At 42.2% G+C, this 13,535-nt stretch carries 15 protein-coding genes and 1 pseudogene; 4 read left to right on the top strand and 12 right to left on the bottom strand.

From position 1 onward, the window contains the following. Window positions 1–909, bottom strand: coding sequence for an AEC family transporter (locus tag DXD04_RS10660; protein WP_117673200.1), 909 nt, complete (start codon window positions 907–909; stop codon window positions 1–3). Window positions 910–1,089: 180 nt separating this feature from the next. Between DXD04_RS10660 and trxA the strand changes: the two genes are divergently transcribed. The 4 genes from trxA to DXD04_RS10640 all read left to right on the top strand — a co-directional run bounded on the left by trxA (window position 1,090) and on the right by DXD04_RS10640 (window position 3,663). Next, complete coding sequence (gene trxA, locus DXD04_RS10655) at window positions 1,090–1,389, top strand: thioredoxin (protein WP_117673198.1); 300 nt, start codon at window positions 1,090–1,092, stop codon at window positions 1,387–1,389. Between the two features lie 42 nt (window positions 1,390–1,431). Next, window positions 1,432–2,166, top strand: coding sequence for a YczE/YyaS/YitT family protein (locus DXD04_RS10650; RefSeq protein WP_117673196.1), 735 nt, complete (start codon window positions 1,432–1,434; stop codon window positions 2,164–2,166). Between the two features lie 92 nt (window positions 2,167–2,258). Beyond that, entirely contained in the window at window positions 2,259–3,149 is an 891-nt protein-coding gene (locus DXD04_RS10645) for a DMT family transporter (RefSeq protein WP_117673194.1), read from the top strand. A gap of 22 nt (window positions 3,150–3,171) precedes the next feature. Continuing rightward, the gene (locus tag DXD04_RS10640; RefSeq protein ID WP_117673192.1) at window positions 3,172–3,663 is read left to right on the top strand and encodes a 3'-5' exonuclease; all 492 of its coding nucleotides are present in this window, start codon (window positions 3,172–3,174) and stop codon (window positions 3,661–3,663) included. A gap of 1 nt (window position 3,664) precedes the next feature. Here the strand turns inward: DXD04_RS10640 and DXD04_RS10635 are convergent, their stop codons facing one another. The 11 genes and pseudogenes from DXD04_RS10635 to DXD04_RS17055 form a co-directional block, all read right to left on the bottom strand. Further along, window positions 3,665–4,120, bottom strand: a complete 456-nt coding sequence (locus DXD04_RS10635) for a transcription initiation factor IID (protein ID WP_117673190.1) — start codon at window positions 4,118–4,120, stop codon at window positions 3,665–3,667. A 50-nt stretch (window positions 4,121–4,170) separates the two neighbouring features. Beyond that, window positions 4,171–5,055: a hypothetical protein gene (locus DXD04_RS10630; RefSeq protein WP_147330760.1), complete on the bottom strand. Its 885-nt coding sequence runs from the start codon at window positions 5,053–5,055 to the stop codon at window positions 4,171–4,173. Window positions 5,056–5,129: 74 nt separating this feature from the next. Further along, window positions 5,130–6,104 carry an ankyrin repeat domain-containing protein gene (locus DXD04_RS10625; RefSeq protein WP_117673186.1) on the bottom strand — a complete coding sequence of 325 codons (975 nt, stop codon included), beginning with the start codon at window positions 6,102–6,104 and terminating at the stop codon, window positions 5,130–5,132. 7 nt (window positions 6,105–6,111) lie between these two features. Further along, window positions 6,112–7,698 carry an ankyrin repeat domain-containing protein gene (locus DXD04_RS10620; RefSeq protein WP_229035410.1) on the bottom strand — a complete coding sequence of 529 codons (1,587 nt, stop codon included), beginning with the start codon at window positions 7,696–7,698 and terminating at the stop codon, window positions 6,112–6,114. Continuing rightward, window positions 7,679–8,167 carry a hypothetical protein gene (locus DXD04_RS10615; RefSeq protein WP_117673182.1) on the bottom strand — a complete coding sequence of 163 codons (489 nt, stop codon included), beginning with the start codon at window positions 8,165–8,167 and terminating at the stop codon, window positions 7,679–7,681. Before DXD04_RS10615 ends, DXD04_RS10620 begins: the two co-directional genes overlap by 20 nt. A gap of 31 nt (window positions 8,168–8,198) precedes the next feature. Continuing rightward, window positions 8,199–8,996, bottom strand: a complete 798-nt coding sequence (locus DXD04_RS10610; RefSeq protein WP_117673180.1) for a DUF1266 domain-containing protein — start codon at window positions 8,994–8,996, stop codon at window positions 8,199–8,201. A gap of 21 nt (window positions 8,997–9,017) precedes the next feature. Continuing rightward, window positions 9,018–10,007, bottom strand: a complete 990-nt coding sequence (locus DXD04_RS10605) for a DUF1266 domain-containing protein (protein WP_117673178.1) — start codon at window positions 10,005–10,007, stop codon at window positions 9,018–9,020. 33 nt (window positions 10,008–10,040) lie between these two features. Further along, window positions 10,041–10,724 (bottom strand): hypothetical protein, encoded by a 684-nt coding sequence (locus tag DXD04_RS10600; RefSeq protein ID WP_147330759.1) that lies wholly within the window; start codon window positions 10,722–10,724, stop codon window positions 10,041–10,043. Between the two features lie 26 nt (window positions 10,725–10,750). Then, window positions 10,751–11,230, bottom strand: a complete 480-nt coding sequence (locus tag DXD04_RS10595) for a hypothetical protein (protein ID WP_117673174.1) — start codon at window positions 11,228–11,230, stop codon at window positions 10,751–10,753. 103 nt (window positions 11,231–11,333) lie between these two features. Then, on the bottom strand, window positions 11,334–11,948 hold the full coding sequence (locus DXD04_RS10590; RefSeq protein ID WP_117673172.1) for a TetR/AcrR family transcriptional regulator: 615 nt from the start codon (window positions 11,946–11,948) through the stop codon (window positions 11,334–11,336). Between the two features lie 900 nt (window positions 11,949–12,848). Further along, window positions 12,849–13,457: pseudogene (locus DXD04_RS17055) on the bottom strand (ankyrin repeat domain-containing protein); the annotation flags it as partial. Window positions 13,458–13,535: the final 78 nt, after the last annotated feature.

Here is a 13,535-nt window from a genome sequence, read left to right as displayed (position 1 = left end):
CTACAGGAACATCGTCAGCAACGGAATGCTCAGTACGGAAAGCAAGGTAGTGAGGAAGGTTCCTTCTGCCATGATGATCTCCCCTTTCTGATACTGGATACAGAACAGGGTGCCGTACGAAGCTACGGGCATGGCCGCCAGCACCACATTGATATTGGCAATGGTTTCTTCCACCCGGCAAAGGCGTGAGAGATACAAAATAAGGAGTGGAACCAGCATCAGACGCAAGACCGACATCAGGTAGATGGCCGTATTGCCAAACATCCGGCGAATGGGTACACGGGCAATGGACGAGCCGATGATGAGCAGCGCAGCAGGCACGGTGACATTTCCCAACAGGACAAACGGGGTACTGATGACACGGGGAGGTACCCATCCGGTCACGACAATCAGAATGGAGAGGTACGACGCAATCATGGCCGGACAGTAGAGAGTACGCCAGTCAAAACGCATCTTTCCCTGACCGCCTGAAATAAACAGGGTACCGAACACAAAAATCAACAACGTGCTGGGGAAATTAAGAATGCTGGCATAGAACACCGCACTGGCTCCAAAAATGGAAGCCACAATGGGATAGCCGATGAAACCCACATTGCCGAATGCCAACATGAAACTGTAAATACCGCGGTCGGACAGTTTGACGGGCAAATAGCGCGGAAGCAGAAAGGCTAACCCGATAAGCACCACGTAGGTAGCAAAACCTACCACGAGCAAAGGCAGAATCAGCGTCTTGTCGGGAAGCGTGTCGCCCATCACCGACGAAAGTATCAGACTGGGACACGTCACGTTGATAACCAGTCCCGAAAGTTTGCGGTCGAAATCCGCATCCATCATTTTCTTCTTACTCAGATAATAGCCGATGATTACCAGAATAAACAGGATAATCATCTGTGTAACGATTGCATCCATTGTTTCTTCTTACCTTAAAAAAAGTCGTGCAAAGATACAGATTTTTCTTTACTATTTCATGTTCATCATTAATCGGCTTTTCGTACATTTGCACCGCATTTTAAACGTATTGAACACACACCGGGCTATTTCTTTCGGGAGGTAGCCTTGTTTATATAGAACCACTTAAAAACGAAAGCAATGGAAACTTTTTATGACGTAGTAACAGGCAATCAGCTTATATTGGTGGACTTCTTCGCCACCTGGTGTCAACCTTGTAAAATGATGCACCCGATTCTGAAACAGGTGAAAGACGTGCTGGGCGACCGCATCCGTATCATCAAGATTGATGTGGACACACACAGCGTATTGTCTCAGAAATACCAGATTCAGTCCGTCCCTACCCTCATGCTGTTCCGCAACGGGGAAGTACTCTGGAGAACCAGCGGCGTGATGCAGAAGGCTGAGCTGCTCAGTACGATTGATCCGTTTCTGAGATAATAATCCACACGAAAAACAACATCGCACGAAGTACAATCAAAAATGACAAAAAAAGAAAAAATCATATCTTTTGCCTGGCAACACTTACTGCTCTTCATTGCCTTGTACATCATGACACTGGGAATTGCCGCCTGCGTAAAGAGCATGCTGGGAGCAAGCGTCATCAGTGTATTGCCCTATGTATTTCATGATGCGGGAACCGGCGGACTGACACCGTCACTGACCATCGGGCAATACACCTTCATCATGAATGCCCTGCTGGTAGTGGGACAAGTGGGAGTACTCCGCCGGCAGTTTGACCCGGTCCAACTGTTCCAGTTGCTCGTGGGTTTTGTATTCGGCATGTTAATCGACCTGAACCTCTACCTTCTTTCATGGCTGCAACCCGAAGCTATATGGGAGAAAGCCATGGCCCAACTGGCCGGATGCACCATCCTGGCAGCAGGCATTGCACTGGAGGTAAGATGCGGCAGCGTGACCATGCCTGGAGAAGGCTTTCCCGTCGCCATCAGCAAGGTGACGGGCATAGAATTTCCGAAAGTCAAGATTGTGGTAGACGTTTCACTGGTGCTTCTCGGCATCGTCTTCTGCTACATCTTCTTCGGAAAATGGCAATGGCATATCATCGGAGTAGGTACGCTGTTTGCCATGTATTATGTAGGATGGGCCGTACGTATTGCCAGCCACCATCTGAAATGGTTCGACCGTCTGCTTAAGTACCGTCCGGGATTCCGGAGATACATCTACGGACTGGCAAGATATATTTACAGAAAGTAGGCACACGGGAAGAATCTCCTCCGTCACAAGCGCAGGTTTGTCATTTAATAATTAATTTTGCACCCCGATTACACAATTACATCTACCCGCACATGAAAAAACTAAGCAAAAATGCCATTATCGGCTATCCGGCAGGAATTATCACCGGTATTACTTACGGATTAAATCCCTTATTTGCGGTTCCGCTGATGAAGAACGGTGCCGCCACTGAGTCCATACTTTTCTTCCGCTACGCTTTCGCAGTGCTGCTCTTAGGCCTGTTCCTGCTGCTCCGCAAACAGAGTTTCCGGGTTTCAGGAAAGCAAATCGGCGTATTGTTCGTCCTCGGACTACTTTACACCTCCAGCAGCATCTTTCTTTTCGATGCATACGAATACATCGCTTCCGGACTGGCTACTACGCTGGTATTCCTTTACCCCGTCCTCGTGGCCATTATCATGGTGTTCCTGAAAGTCGTTCCCTCATGGCCGGTATGGCTTGCCATTGCCGCCACCTTCGGAGGTGTGCTCATCATGACACAGAGTGACGGTTCACAAACCATCAACCCCATCGGTGTGCTGCTCTCCATCGCCTCGGCACTGGTGTATGCACTCTTCATCGTCATCATCAACCGGAGCAAGGCCATTGCCGGCATATCCAACTCCCTGCTCACCTTCTATGCCCTCATGGTAGGAGCGATTGTCTTTATCGGAAAAATCCTCAGTTCCGACACTGCAATTACGGCTGGAATCACTACCGAAGCAGACTGGCTTAACCTTGTGGGACTTGCCCTGCTGCCAACCATCGTTTCTACGGCCACCCTCGCCATTGCCTCCCGTAACATCGGAGCCACCAAGGCTTCTGTACTCGGCGTATTCGAACCCATCACCGCCATCATTGTCGGCACACTGATGTTTGGCGAACCGCTGACCACCAACATCATTGTCGGCATTTCCATTGCCATGGTAGCCGTCACGTTCATGATTACCGTGACCAAGCGATAACGTATATAGAGCAAGTAAAGACATGAGAGACTTTGCCGCAATAGATTTTGAAACCGCCAACAACCAGCGCTCATCCGTATGCTCGGTAGGCGTGGTCGTGGTGCGCAACGGCGAGATAGCCGATACCTTTTATTCCCTCATCAATCCGGAACCGAATTATTACACATACTGGTGCTCACAGGTACACGGACTCACCCGTGAAGATACCGAAGACGCACCGGTATTTCCTGCCGTTTGGGCACAGATTGAGCCGTTAATAGAGGGACTGCCGCTCGTGGCACACAACCGTCCTTTCGATGAAAGCTGCCTGAAAGCCGTCTTCCGCGTCTATCAGATGGACTATCCCGACTATGAGTTTTATGACACTCTATGCGTGGCACGCAGAGTATTTCCGGAGCTCCCCAACCACCAATTGCACACCGTGGCCGCAGCCTGCGGATACCGTCTGGAAAACCATCATAACGCACTGGCCGATGCTGAAGCCTGCGCGTGGATAGCCAGAGAAATTATGTAATCTAGTTTCCCATGATTACACGTTCAATCCAATAAGCAAGGACCCATACTATATCTCCAGCAATTAATGCAATAAGCCGTTGTTTAAATTTCAGGTCATATTTTTCTTCTCTCAACTGTCTCAACTTCGGGAAAAAATTATGAGGTAAATAACATCTCCTGCACAAATAAAATGGTGCAAATACAAATAAAATCAGTAATTCCCACCATTGATAACTTATATTCCTGTTCTTTTCGTTTCGTTTATCTATCCGGGCCTGCTCCGCACGTGCAGCAGCATCCAACCTTTTCATAAAAGCCTCTTCTTCCTCCTTCACAATGTCGGCTATTAACTCGTCATTTATTCCTCGCTTATATAACTCTTTCTTTGCCAGTCTGACTTCCTCTTCAGAATACTCTTCAGTTACATTATTGGCCATCATCAAGAGCTCATCTGTTGAATAATCCCTCACGTTCATTATCCCTATAAATGATTATAATAATTTAAACCAAACAGTTTTACAGCTTCTCAATATACAATATTAATCCATCCTTGTTTACCATAAATCCATATCTCTAAACCACATATTACAATTGGAACCAACAAAAAGAAAATAGCACTGATAATCTTTATTTTCTTAGGATAACGATAATGTTTCATCAGAGCTGATTTTCTTTTCTTCCTGTATCGAACCCATGAAAATAGAAATGGAAAAAGGAAATTAAATCCTATATAATACAATGGGAAATTATCAGCTCTACCTATTTCTTGTATATGTAGCAGAAGAAAATATACAGGAATAACAAAAATGAATGTGTAATACCAAAAAAGTAATATACTGCCACACATCCGAGAATTGCTTTTTTCCCATATTTCGCCTATATAATACAAATAATCAAATAAATAATACGTGTATGCCTCCGGATATGGAATATTTTCCTTTTCCTCGTTTTCCAAAACGAAATCACGGACATGTCCATCTCTCCATACAAAACTGAAACTATGATTTAAGTCATATGTGGAAAAAGTAATCTTCACTCCATTAGTTCCAGCTCCAAACACATCGACAGACTCCGGGTAAAAGCACTCTTTCCAATAAATAAAAACTTCCTTATTTTTTATATAACGAACATGTTTAGGTATAATTCTGCTTATCTGACTGCGTATTTCTTCCCAGTTGTTGAGTACCTCTCTCAGGCAGAATATCTGTGGCTGAAATGGAGCATCTGAATCTCCATTTATACACAAAAAAGTTTCTTCCCGATATACTGAAAATTTCATGGACGTGAACCAATAATAGCTTTCATTTTTCCAGCAATTCCAAACTTTAGAATAAAAGATACCCAGTTCTTTCGCATCATACGTTTTACGTTTGCCAAACAGATTATTGGCTAGTCGTTTTATAAATTCCATGTTCATTTTTTATAATAAGGAAAATGATTCATAATGATTTGCAGGGAACGGAGCTTTATGTTGTGTTATCCGTGCTATCCTTCAGCTCCTGCCATCAATAATGTCTCCACAATCTCATTATAGCCTCGTTCACCTGCATAATACAATGCTGTCTGCTGAAAATTATCCACAAGGTTTACGTCTGCTCCATGTGCCACAAGCAGTGCAACAAACTCATTGTTGCCTTCCCTGGAAGCAAGAATAAGCGGCGTTTCCCCATTCTTGTTTTTAACATTAACCAGTGCTTGTGCCGCTATCAGGCTATTGCCTATAAATTTATTTCCAAACCCAGCTGCAAAGTGCAAGGGGGTATTTCCATTTAAAAGGGCTTTATTTACTTCTGCCCCAGCATCAATCAACAGATTAACGATGGTCAGGTTTCCTTTCATGCAGGCGATGAGCAAAGGAGTTTCCCCAGCATCATTCGTTACATCTATCATGTCGGGAGATGTAGAGAGCAACAAACAGACTATTTCCGATTGACCATTGAAAACCGCCTGATGGAGAGGTGTATTACCTTGGATATCGCTTGTTCCATCCACTATCAGGCGTATCACAACTTCTTTCAGCCCGTGGGCAGTAGCGTAATCTATCGCCTTATGACCAGAATTATCAGTGATTTCTGTGTCTGCCCCTTGTTCTATCAGAAACAAGGCCGCATCGGTACGCTTGTTATCAAGGAGACGAATCAATGGAGTTCGTCCCTCATTATCCGTAGCATCCAGATCCGCTCCATATTGTATCAGCTTTCCAATTATCTCTTTATTCCCGTTCCTTGCAACTGCATGTAAGGGTGTTTCCGAACAGTTGTTAGCGATGGAAACATCCGCATCGCTATCGAGCAGAAGATTCACAATGTCTCTGAATCCTTTCAGACAAGCATGATATAACGGAGTATTACCCTCTACATCCCGTTTGTCCACATCAATACCACCTTTTTTAAGGAATATCTGTACAATGCCTTTCTGACCGTTACGGCAGGCATTCAGGAAAGTCATATTGTTATCCATACAAATCTCAACTATATTTCAATAAAAATTTTACAAGAGTTTCGTCATTTTTTTTCGCTGCGATGTCCAAAGCCGTCAAGCCTTCATTATTCACAGCACTCACATCTGGAGTACCGAACTCCATGACCAATTCGGTCGCCTCCTTTGAACCTCTCATCGAGCTTCCCGCTATATAATGCAACAAAGTATTACCCCATTTGTCCTTGACATTGATGTCTGCCCCAGCTTCAAGCAGCACCTCAAGCGTCTCCGCATCTTGTTCCGTACAAGCTCGCCCGTCGTATGGATATGACCTTGCGAAACCTGAAAAACGCGGTATGTTTCCATCCCAGTAACGTCCTCCATAAAGATTCATCGCAGGGGTCTGTCCCTGCATGTTGTGTGCATTCACATCTGCCCCGTTTTCTACGAGATAACGAACAGCCCATATTCCCGTGTCATATTTTGCCCCGCGACAAGCCACGGATAAGGCAGTGTTTCCTTCCTTGTCGGCCGGACTTTCCAAATCCCACCCACACACTGTCAGGCATTGGAGAAAATGCAGGCATGGCTCCTTATACTCACAGCCATGCCCTCTGTTACTCATCCATACTGCAAAGGCTGTACGTTCCTCCGAATCCCTAAAATTCGGATCAGCTCCTCTTCTCAGCAATAACTCTGCTGCTGAAAAATTCTCCCATGTCAAAGCGCATCCCAACGGGGATTTTCCCTTGAAATCAGTCATATCATTATCCTCGCACACAACTTGAGTATCCGCACCGGAACGTAGCAGAGCATCCAAAGCCTCTTCGTCCCTATACCACAATGCCTGAAACAGGTCTAATCCACCGGCAATGGCCGCAAGCTCGTCTGTTTCGGGGTCTTGTCCTGACAACAATGCCCCGATTTTCCGGGCGCCTCTTTCTGCCGCTATGAGAAAGGGTGTTTTCCCGCAATTGTTCTTTTCCTCCGAATCTATCTGCCCGCTTTCCAAAATAATCCTTGTAGTATGGCAACACTGCTTGTCCAATACCAGAAGGCTTTCCAGTTCTTCATAAGTTTCCTGCTTGTCCTTGTCCGAGTACCATCTTTCAGCAAAGTCAGCTATCCGTTTTTTTCTGGACTTAATATTGTTTGCAATGTATCCTGCGGAGTCGCAAATAGCGTGCAGCACATTGTCACCATTCCAGTCGGTAGAATCAATACGGTTTCCCGACATCAGAAGGACATCGGCCATCAAAAAATGACGATTGCGTACTGCTTCTATCAAAGCGGTTGTATTTTTACCCGAGCGCGTTACCTTCGCCCCTTCGTAAAGCAATAGTCCGGAAATATCGGCATACAGGGTATCATTCGGACAGGAGTTCCGCTTCGCCATGACACACAGCGGTGTATCACCGTCATCGTTTCTCGCATTCGTATCCACACCTCTTTCCAACAAGATACCTACAGCTGTAATGTCTGCAAAATAGCAGGCTGTGTGCAAAGGAGTATTGTTCTTATGCATTTCATCCCGACTATCAAGCGGTACATTCCGGTAAGCATCGTACAAATCTGAATTTTCGGTATCGGGTGCATGCAGACTGAATATTTCTTCACAAGTCATTGTTGCCATTTTTTAAGTCTATCAATTTTTCTATGCATTTGTACTTTCCTCCCAGACGAGCGGAAATAGCTTTCACTTCACTATATAAATGCAGCCGGAAAGCCGTTTCCGCTTTCAACCGAAGCAATTGTTTGTATGCCCCGAACACTGGAATACCTTGCGGAATGGGATAAAAAGGGAAATCTTCATCATAATCGTAGCGGAGAAAAGCTTCGGGCAACTGCGTTTCGTATGCAATATCCATTCCATGCAGGAGTCGTTCCGCCTCACAAAGCAATCTGTAACATTCGTCATACCATTTTACCATAAAGCAACATAATGCCTTGTTGTACATTGCTTCGAAGTGCTCCTCATGGATACGGTCAAAGCATGAATAAGCGTCCGAATACGCTTTGCCAAGCAGAAGCAGTACTCCGGCAGAAAACAATCGTTTCACTTCCTTGTCAGTTGTTTGCTGGTCATTGACAAATCGTGCCATAAGAATAGCCTTTATTGCTATATCACAATTGTTACCATTGAAGTCTTACCCACGGACTTTTCTCATCGGAAAGTAATTTATCGGCGTTATCCTTCATTACTGAATTATAGGATTTCTTTCCTCCCCACATTGAGCGCCCTATGATATAGCTCATTGCCAAGTCATGCCATGAAGCGAGCTCCCGATGTGCCAGGTCGTACGCTCTGTCAATATACTGCCAAGCCTCTTCTTCTGTGATATAACACATCTCGCAACAGGCACGTGCAAGGAAGCATACCCTACCAGCATCCCATCCTACAACGCCATAACGTTTCAGGTCTTCTTTTGAGGATATCACTTTATTTTCAAGCAATTCATCATAAGTCTCTTCCAGATTCTGAAGCTGAGATACAGCCTTATCATAATCTTCCTGCGACTCCATATATTGCTGAAACACCTCATCCTGTTGCTTGGGGTCGGAAAGAAGAAAAGCCTGCCACACATAAGGGAAATAATATCTGAATCCTTTTTCCAGCAAATAATCCATTTTTTCCCTGGCATCCTGACTGTTTTTGATTCCCCACCATTCACCAAGTATCTGTGGAAGTTCATAGTCTATACCGGTCTTTATAGAATTCTGGTATACTCCTTGCTGTGAAGCATACAACGCACCGACAGCAAGCTTCTTATATTGCTCATCGGCAAGAGAGGATGCCGGATTAATATTTACAACCTTAAACGCACTTCTGATTTTCCGTACCATCATGTATGCCCCTTTACCTTTCCGGTACAGCCACGTACAGCCTACAAAAACGGCAATACCCGACATTATATAAAATTCGTAACTCATTTTTTCCGCTCTTTTAAATAATCAATCACTCCATGAAAGCTGTAACCAAGGTGAATCTTCATTCTTCAGCAATTCCGCAACAATCTCGTATGCAGTCTGACAATCGTCTGTATCACCGTGCCATACACCACGACCCAAAACGAAACTCATGCCATATTCTTCCCACGAAGAGAAATTTGCAGAAGCTGTTTCATCCGCTACACACATGATGTTCCACATATCTTCTTCTGTAATATAACCACACTGGAAAGCCCAACGCCCGAGGTTGACAATACGTACCAAATCCCAGGCAATGGCTGTATGAGGTACAGAATTCATATCACAGATACTGTTTTCCAACATGTAGTCCGTTATCAACGACACATCTTCTACCTTATCTTCATCAATACCTTCGGTTTCCTGCCCGTTTCTCATGGCAGCAAGAACCCTATCCGCTTCAGCATGATGTCCTTCACGAAGCAGCCAGTCAACAATTTCAAAGGCAGACTCTCTGTCAGTTACCTCCCACCAGCTTCTTATCTGTTCCTTCAATGAATCCACATACTCCTGGTGTCCTATGGTATCTGTATATTCATCATTATAGACCAGTATCGGTGCCCCAAGAGCCAACAAACGAAGCTGTTCACTGTTTAAGGTACCATCCTTACTTCTTTTAATCTCCCAGCTATCATTATCATCAAAGAAATCATCAGCGTTGAAATCCAGGTTCATCAAAGATTGTGTTATATCCGCAGCATCATTCATGTTTTTCATACCAGTATTACATACTGTATCCGCATCCACATCTCCTAATGTCCCCATCGTAGCCTGTTGGGTTTGTATATCGACAAGATTCGGAACAGCAGCCTGCATCTGAGCCATAATCTGTGCCTGCATGTCCTGCATGTTCATACCTGGTATGTTTCCTAACATTAATTGCGCCTGTTCCATGGCTGACTTGATAGCCGCTTCCTGTGCGGCTCTTGCTATTTCTTCCGGAGTCTGTTTTCCATACGTTTTTCCGTTTTCCATAATACTTTGATTTATAATTAGCCTTCTTGTCTATCAAAAAAATCCTATCTCTCCGTTTTCATCAATCTTAAATGAAGCGGTATAGTAATTGGTCCATATATGTTTTCCACGTACTTCAGGTGCCTCATCTTTCTTGATAAAATTCAAGTCGAAGTAAGAAACCATAGTGGTATATTCTTTTTTGAAAGATTCATTCTCAGCAAGCAAATGCTCACGACCGACTTTTACCGGATAAATGTAGAACCTATACTTCCCGACTGATTTAAGATCATATTGGGTACTATCTTCCTGTGTCATAAACAAGTCATATCCCTCTTTGACCATTTTTTTCAGCAAACCGGCATTTATATCGTCAAGATTCAGTGCCGTTGACTTTTCATACGAATATTTCCATTTTTCATTCTTATCCGGTTCACCTGCAACAAATTCTCCGTCTTTTAACTCTATAATAAGTTTATAATCATTATTTTCTTTATCAATGTAGCCAACAGTGATACTTGAAAGCATATTTTCCAACTTATGCTCACCGTTATCTTCCTCCCATTGTAATTCATAGATTTTGTTTTCATTCATATCGACATTGGTTTTTACGAGCTCCTTTATTTTCGAAATACTCTCTTCTGAGCCCATTCCTAAAGGTTCACTTCCATTACAGCCAACAAGTACCGATGCAACCATTGAAACTACCAGTGTTACCTTGAAAAATTGTCTAATCATAATATTAAGTTTTTAAATTGGTTATTTTATCCTAAAATCGCACGAAATTCTTCAAACTCATCGTATGAGTCAAAATATTTGATTTCAAAAATCACATACTTATCAGGAAGACTGACCTTACACTGATTCTCATCTTCATCATCTTTAATATATTCTATATCTGAAATGAGGAATGAACGATATTCCACCTTGCCTTTTTCAATGGATGGATATGTCACTCTGTTACCTTCTACCTTGATTGTTCCTCCTTGTGCAATCAACGCTTTGGCCTTCCGCATACTCTGCAAAGTAAACCACAGAAGCAATATCCCTCCTATTACAAGAATTGTTGACAATACTGTAGGCGACAATATATGAACACGCCTGATACGAAGTCCGAAAGGATATATCAATGGAACGACAACCATACCTATGCCAAATGCCAGACTGGACCACTGATTCGTAAAAACACTGTTTGGAGTGTAATTGAACGTTTTGTTTATGCTCTCAAATTTTTCCTTTTCCATAATATTACCGATTGGTCATTTTTGCAAATATAAAAAATAAAAAAGCAAAATATGACCAACCGGTAATATTTTGCTTTTTTTAATTGAAAAGGATTATTTTATGTCATTGCTTCAACGCATCATACAAACACATAAAACTTGAATAGAGCAAATCGGTATCAAGTCCGTTAAACAAAGACATCTCATAAGACATACCCATGAAAACATGATGATAAAGCAGTATCACATTCTCCACATCTATATCTTTTCTCAATTCCCCATTCTTAACAGCAGCATGTATAGCCACACGCCAATGCTCCTTATCATTTTCAATCATTTCCTGTAGCTTGCCTGCCCCATCCGGATAATACAATCTTACTTGCTGCAAAAGATGCAAATATCCGGCATTAGGAGATTTACCTGGCATAATATCTTTACTTAAATTGCCTAAATTGACAATCTTAGCCATCGCATTCTTCACACCCTGAACATACTTCTGAATAAAATCCCTGAAAGTGCCATCATGTATCTCATATTTGTTTTTAGGGTCCTGCACCTTAAAAAGGAACTTATCAGCTACGGCTATAAACAAATCAAGTTTGGTAGGGTAATAATTAAATATACCTGTTTTAGTAAGCCCTACCTTTTTAGTTATCATTTGCAGACTTACACGCTCATAATTCATTGCCATAAACAACTGAAAAGCACTCTCCAATATTTCGTCCCTATTTGTTTTCATATTTATATATTATAATCCATCTTTCTCCCAAAGATACATGATTAATTTGATTTAATCACATATCGCACATATAATCATATATCTATATTTTGAATTTATAATTATGTTGTAATCAGTTATAGCCTGGTAATCAATAGTGTTAAGTTGTTATCTCGGCCTTGTTAGTTGCTTACTATATATTTACTTAATGATTTCAATGTCTTGAATAGATATATAACCAATAGGAGCATTAAAAATGGAATTTATTCTGCACCAGCCATTTGTTAATTCACTTATGACAACAGGCATTCCAAATTGGACTGCTATGCCATCCTCACCTTTGGTAGTTTTTTCTCCATCAGGTAAAGAATAAATGTAAGAACTACATAGTATGGCACTATCTCCAATTTGTGGTATAAAAGTCGTCCTTTTAGCATTTGAGGAGCTCTGTAATATTATATTATATTGAGCTTCTATGCTTTTCGTAGACAGGAATAAGTATGCTTCAAAACAATCGTTACATTCATTCTCTTCAGGAAAATGCTCTATGTGAAAACCCGAAGCGTCAGCATACAACTTTCCGTGAGTTTCATCGCCTTTATTATATATTCCATATACCAATCGCCCATTAGAATTATAATATGCAATACTATGCAATGCTCCCCCGTCAGCCCATCGCTTAAATACTTTTCTTATTTTGTTATCGCTATCAAAATACATCGTGAACAATATATTGGCATTCTTGATTTGACCATCATCTAAGATTTTGTATGAATGGATTTGATTAAACTCCATATATTCATCCTCTATCACTTTCCCTAAACTATCCAAAGGAACAAGGTATGCAATCCACAAAGGCATTTCGTTTATTGCATCAATCTCCTCTTGAATAGTTTCCTTATAGCTTTGTCCGAAAGTATGTTGCTTCATCCATTGCAAAAGCAAATCTTCTACTTCTTTTGCACCTGTTTCCTTTGCTAAAGCAAGAGGGGTGTTGCCGTTACTGTCTTTTATATTAAGATCTGCGTGATATTCTAAAAGCAATTTCACCAGTTCTATGTTATTATTGGCAATGGCTTCCATAATCGGATATACTTTATATGTATCGTATGGACTCTGGTAACCATTTACGCTAATGCCATGCTCCAGCAATATACGGGCTAACCTCACGTTAGACAATTTACAGGCGTATGTCAAGAGCGTCAGCCCGTATTCGTCACTATATAATCTATTATTAATATCCTTATATCTGGCAAGAGCATATTTCAGCACATCTTCTTTGTCAAAGTAAATTGCCGTATAAAATATATCAAACTCATAAAAATCGTTACCCATTGCCATAGGTTCATCTTCTCCTGCAAGCAGCCGTTTTATGGTTGCCATATCATTGTTACGGCATGCAACACCCAACGGATAAAGTTGATAAGTTACATCCCTTATAGTATCTTGCTGTAATGGATTTGCTTTCACGCTATCTAAGCAACAAAAAAACATTACAAGAAAAAGTAATGTCCAATTTATTATCTTCATATTTAGTTTTTTAAGTTGCACGTTAATGTGCATATTCCGGCGGATACCCGTTCAGCATTTCCGGTGATATCCGTTCAG

Source organism: Phocaeicola plebeius (assembly GCF_003437535.1).
Taxonomy (GTDB): domain Bacteria; phylum Bacteroidota; class Bacteroidia; order Bacteroidales; family Bacteroidaceae; genus Phocaeicola; species Phocaeicola plebeius_A.
The sequence above is the reverse complement of the archived record's forward strand: the minus strand, read 5'-3'. Positions and strand labels throughout refer to the sequence as shown.

What these genes read in the sequence shown, in the direction of transcription:
- DXD04_RS10660 (WP_117673200.1), bottom strand. Translation starts at nt 909, where the DNA reads ATGGATGCAATCGTTACACAGATGATTATCCTGTTTATTCTGGTAATC.
- trxA (WP_117673198.1), top strand. Translation starts at nt 1,090, where the DNA reads ATGGAAACTTTTTATGACGTAGTAACAGGCAATCAGCTTATATTGGTG.
- DXD04_RS10650 (WP_117673196.1), top strand. Translation starts at nt 1,432, where the DNA reads ATGACAAAAAAAGAAAAAATCATATCTTTTGCCTGGCAACACTTACTG.
- DXD04_RS10645 (WP_117673194.1), top strand. Translation starts at nt 2,259, where the DNA reads ATGAAAAAACTAAGCAAAAATGCCATTATCGGCTATCCGGCAGGAATT.
- DXD04_RS10640 (WP_117673192.1), top strand. Translation starts at nt 3,172, where the DNA reads ATGAGAGACTTTGCCGCAATAGATTTTGAAACCGCCAACAACCAGCGC.
- DXD04_RS10635 (WP_117673190.1), bottom strand. Translation starts at nt 4,120, where the DNA reads ATGAACGTGAGGGATTATTCAACAGATGAGCTCTTGATGATGGCCAAT.
- DXD04_RS10630 (WP_147330760.1), bottom strand. Translation starts at nt 5,055, where the DNA reads ATGGAATTTATAAAACGACTAGCCAATAATCTGTTTGGCAAACGTAAA.
- DXD04_RS10625 (WP_117673186.1), bottom strand. Translation starts at nt 6,104, where the DNA reads ATGGATAACAATATGACTTTCCTGAATGCCTGCCGTAACGGTCAGAAA.
- DXD04_RS10620 (WP_229035410.1), bottom strand. Translation starts at nt 7,698, where the DNA reads ATGGCAACAATGACTTGTGAAGAAATATTCAGTCTGCATGCACCCGAT.
- DXD04_RS10615 (WP_117673182.1), bottom strand. Translation starts at nt 8,167, where the DNA reads ATGGCACGATTTGTCAATGACCAGCAAACAACTGACAAGGAAGTGAAA.
- DXD04_RS10610 (WP_117673180.1), bottom strand. Translation starts at nt 8,996, where the DNA reads ATGAGTTACGAATTTTATATAATGTCGGGTATTGCCGTTTTTGTAGGC.
- DXD04_RS10605 (WP_117673178.1), bottom strand. Translation starts at nt 10,007, where the DNA reads ATGGAAAACGGAAAAACGTATGGAAAACAGACTCCGGAAGAAATAGCA.
- DXD04_RS10600 (WP_147330759.1), bottom strand. Translation starts at nt 10,724, where the DNA reads ATGATTAGACAATTTTTCAAGGTAACACTGGTAGTTTCAATGGTTGCA.
- DXD04_RS10595 (WP_117673174.1), bottom strand. Translation starts at nt 11,230, where the DNA reads ATGGAAAAGGAAAAATTTGAGAGCATAAACAAAACGTTCAATTACACT.
- DXD04_RS10590 (WP_117673172.1), bottom strand. Translation starts at nt 11,948, where the DNA reads ATGAAAACAAATAGGGACGAAATATTGGAGAGTGCTTTTCAGTTGTTT.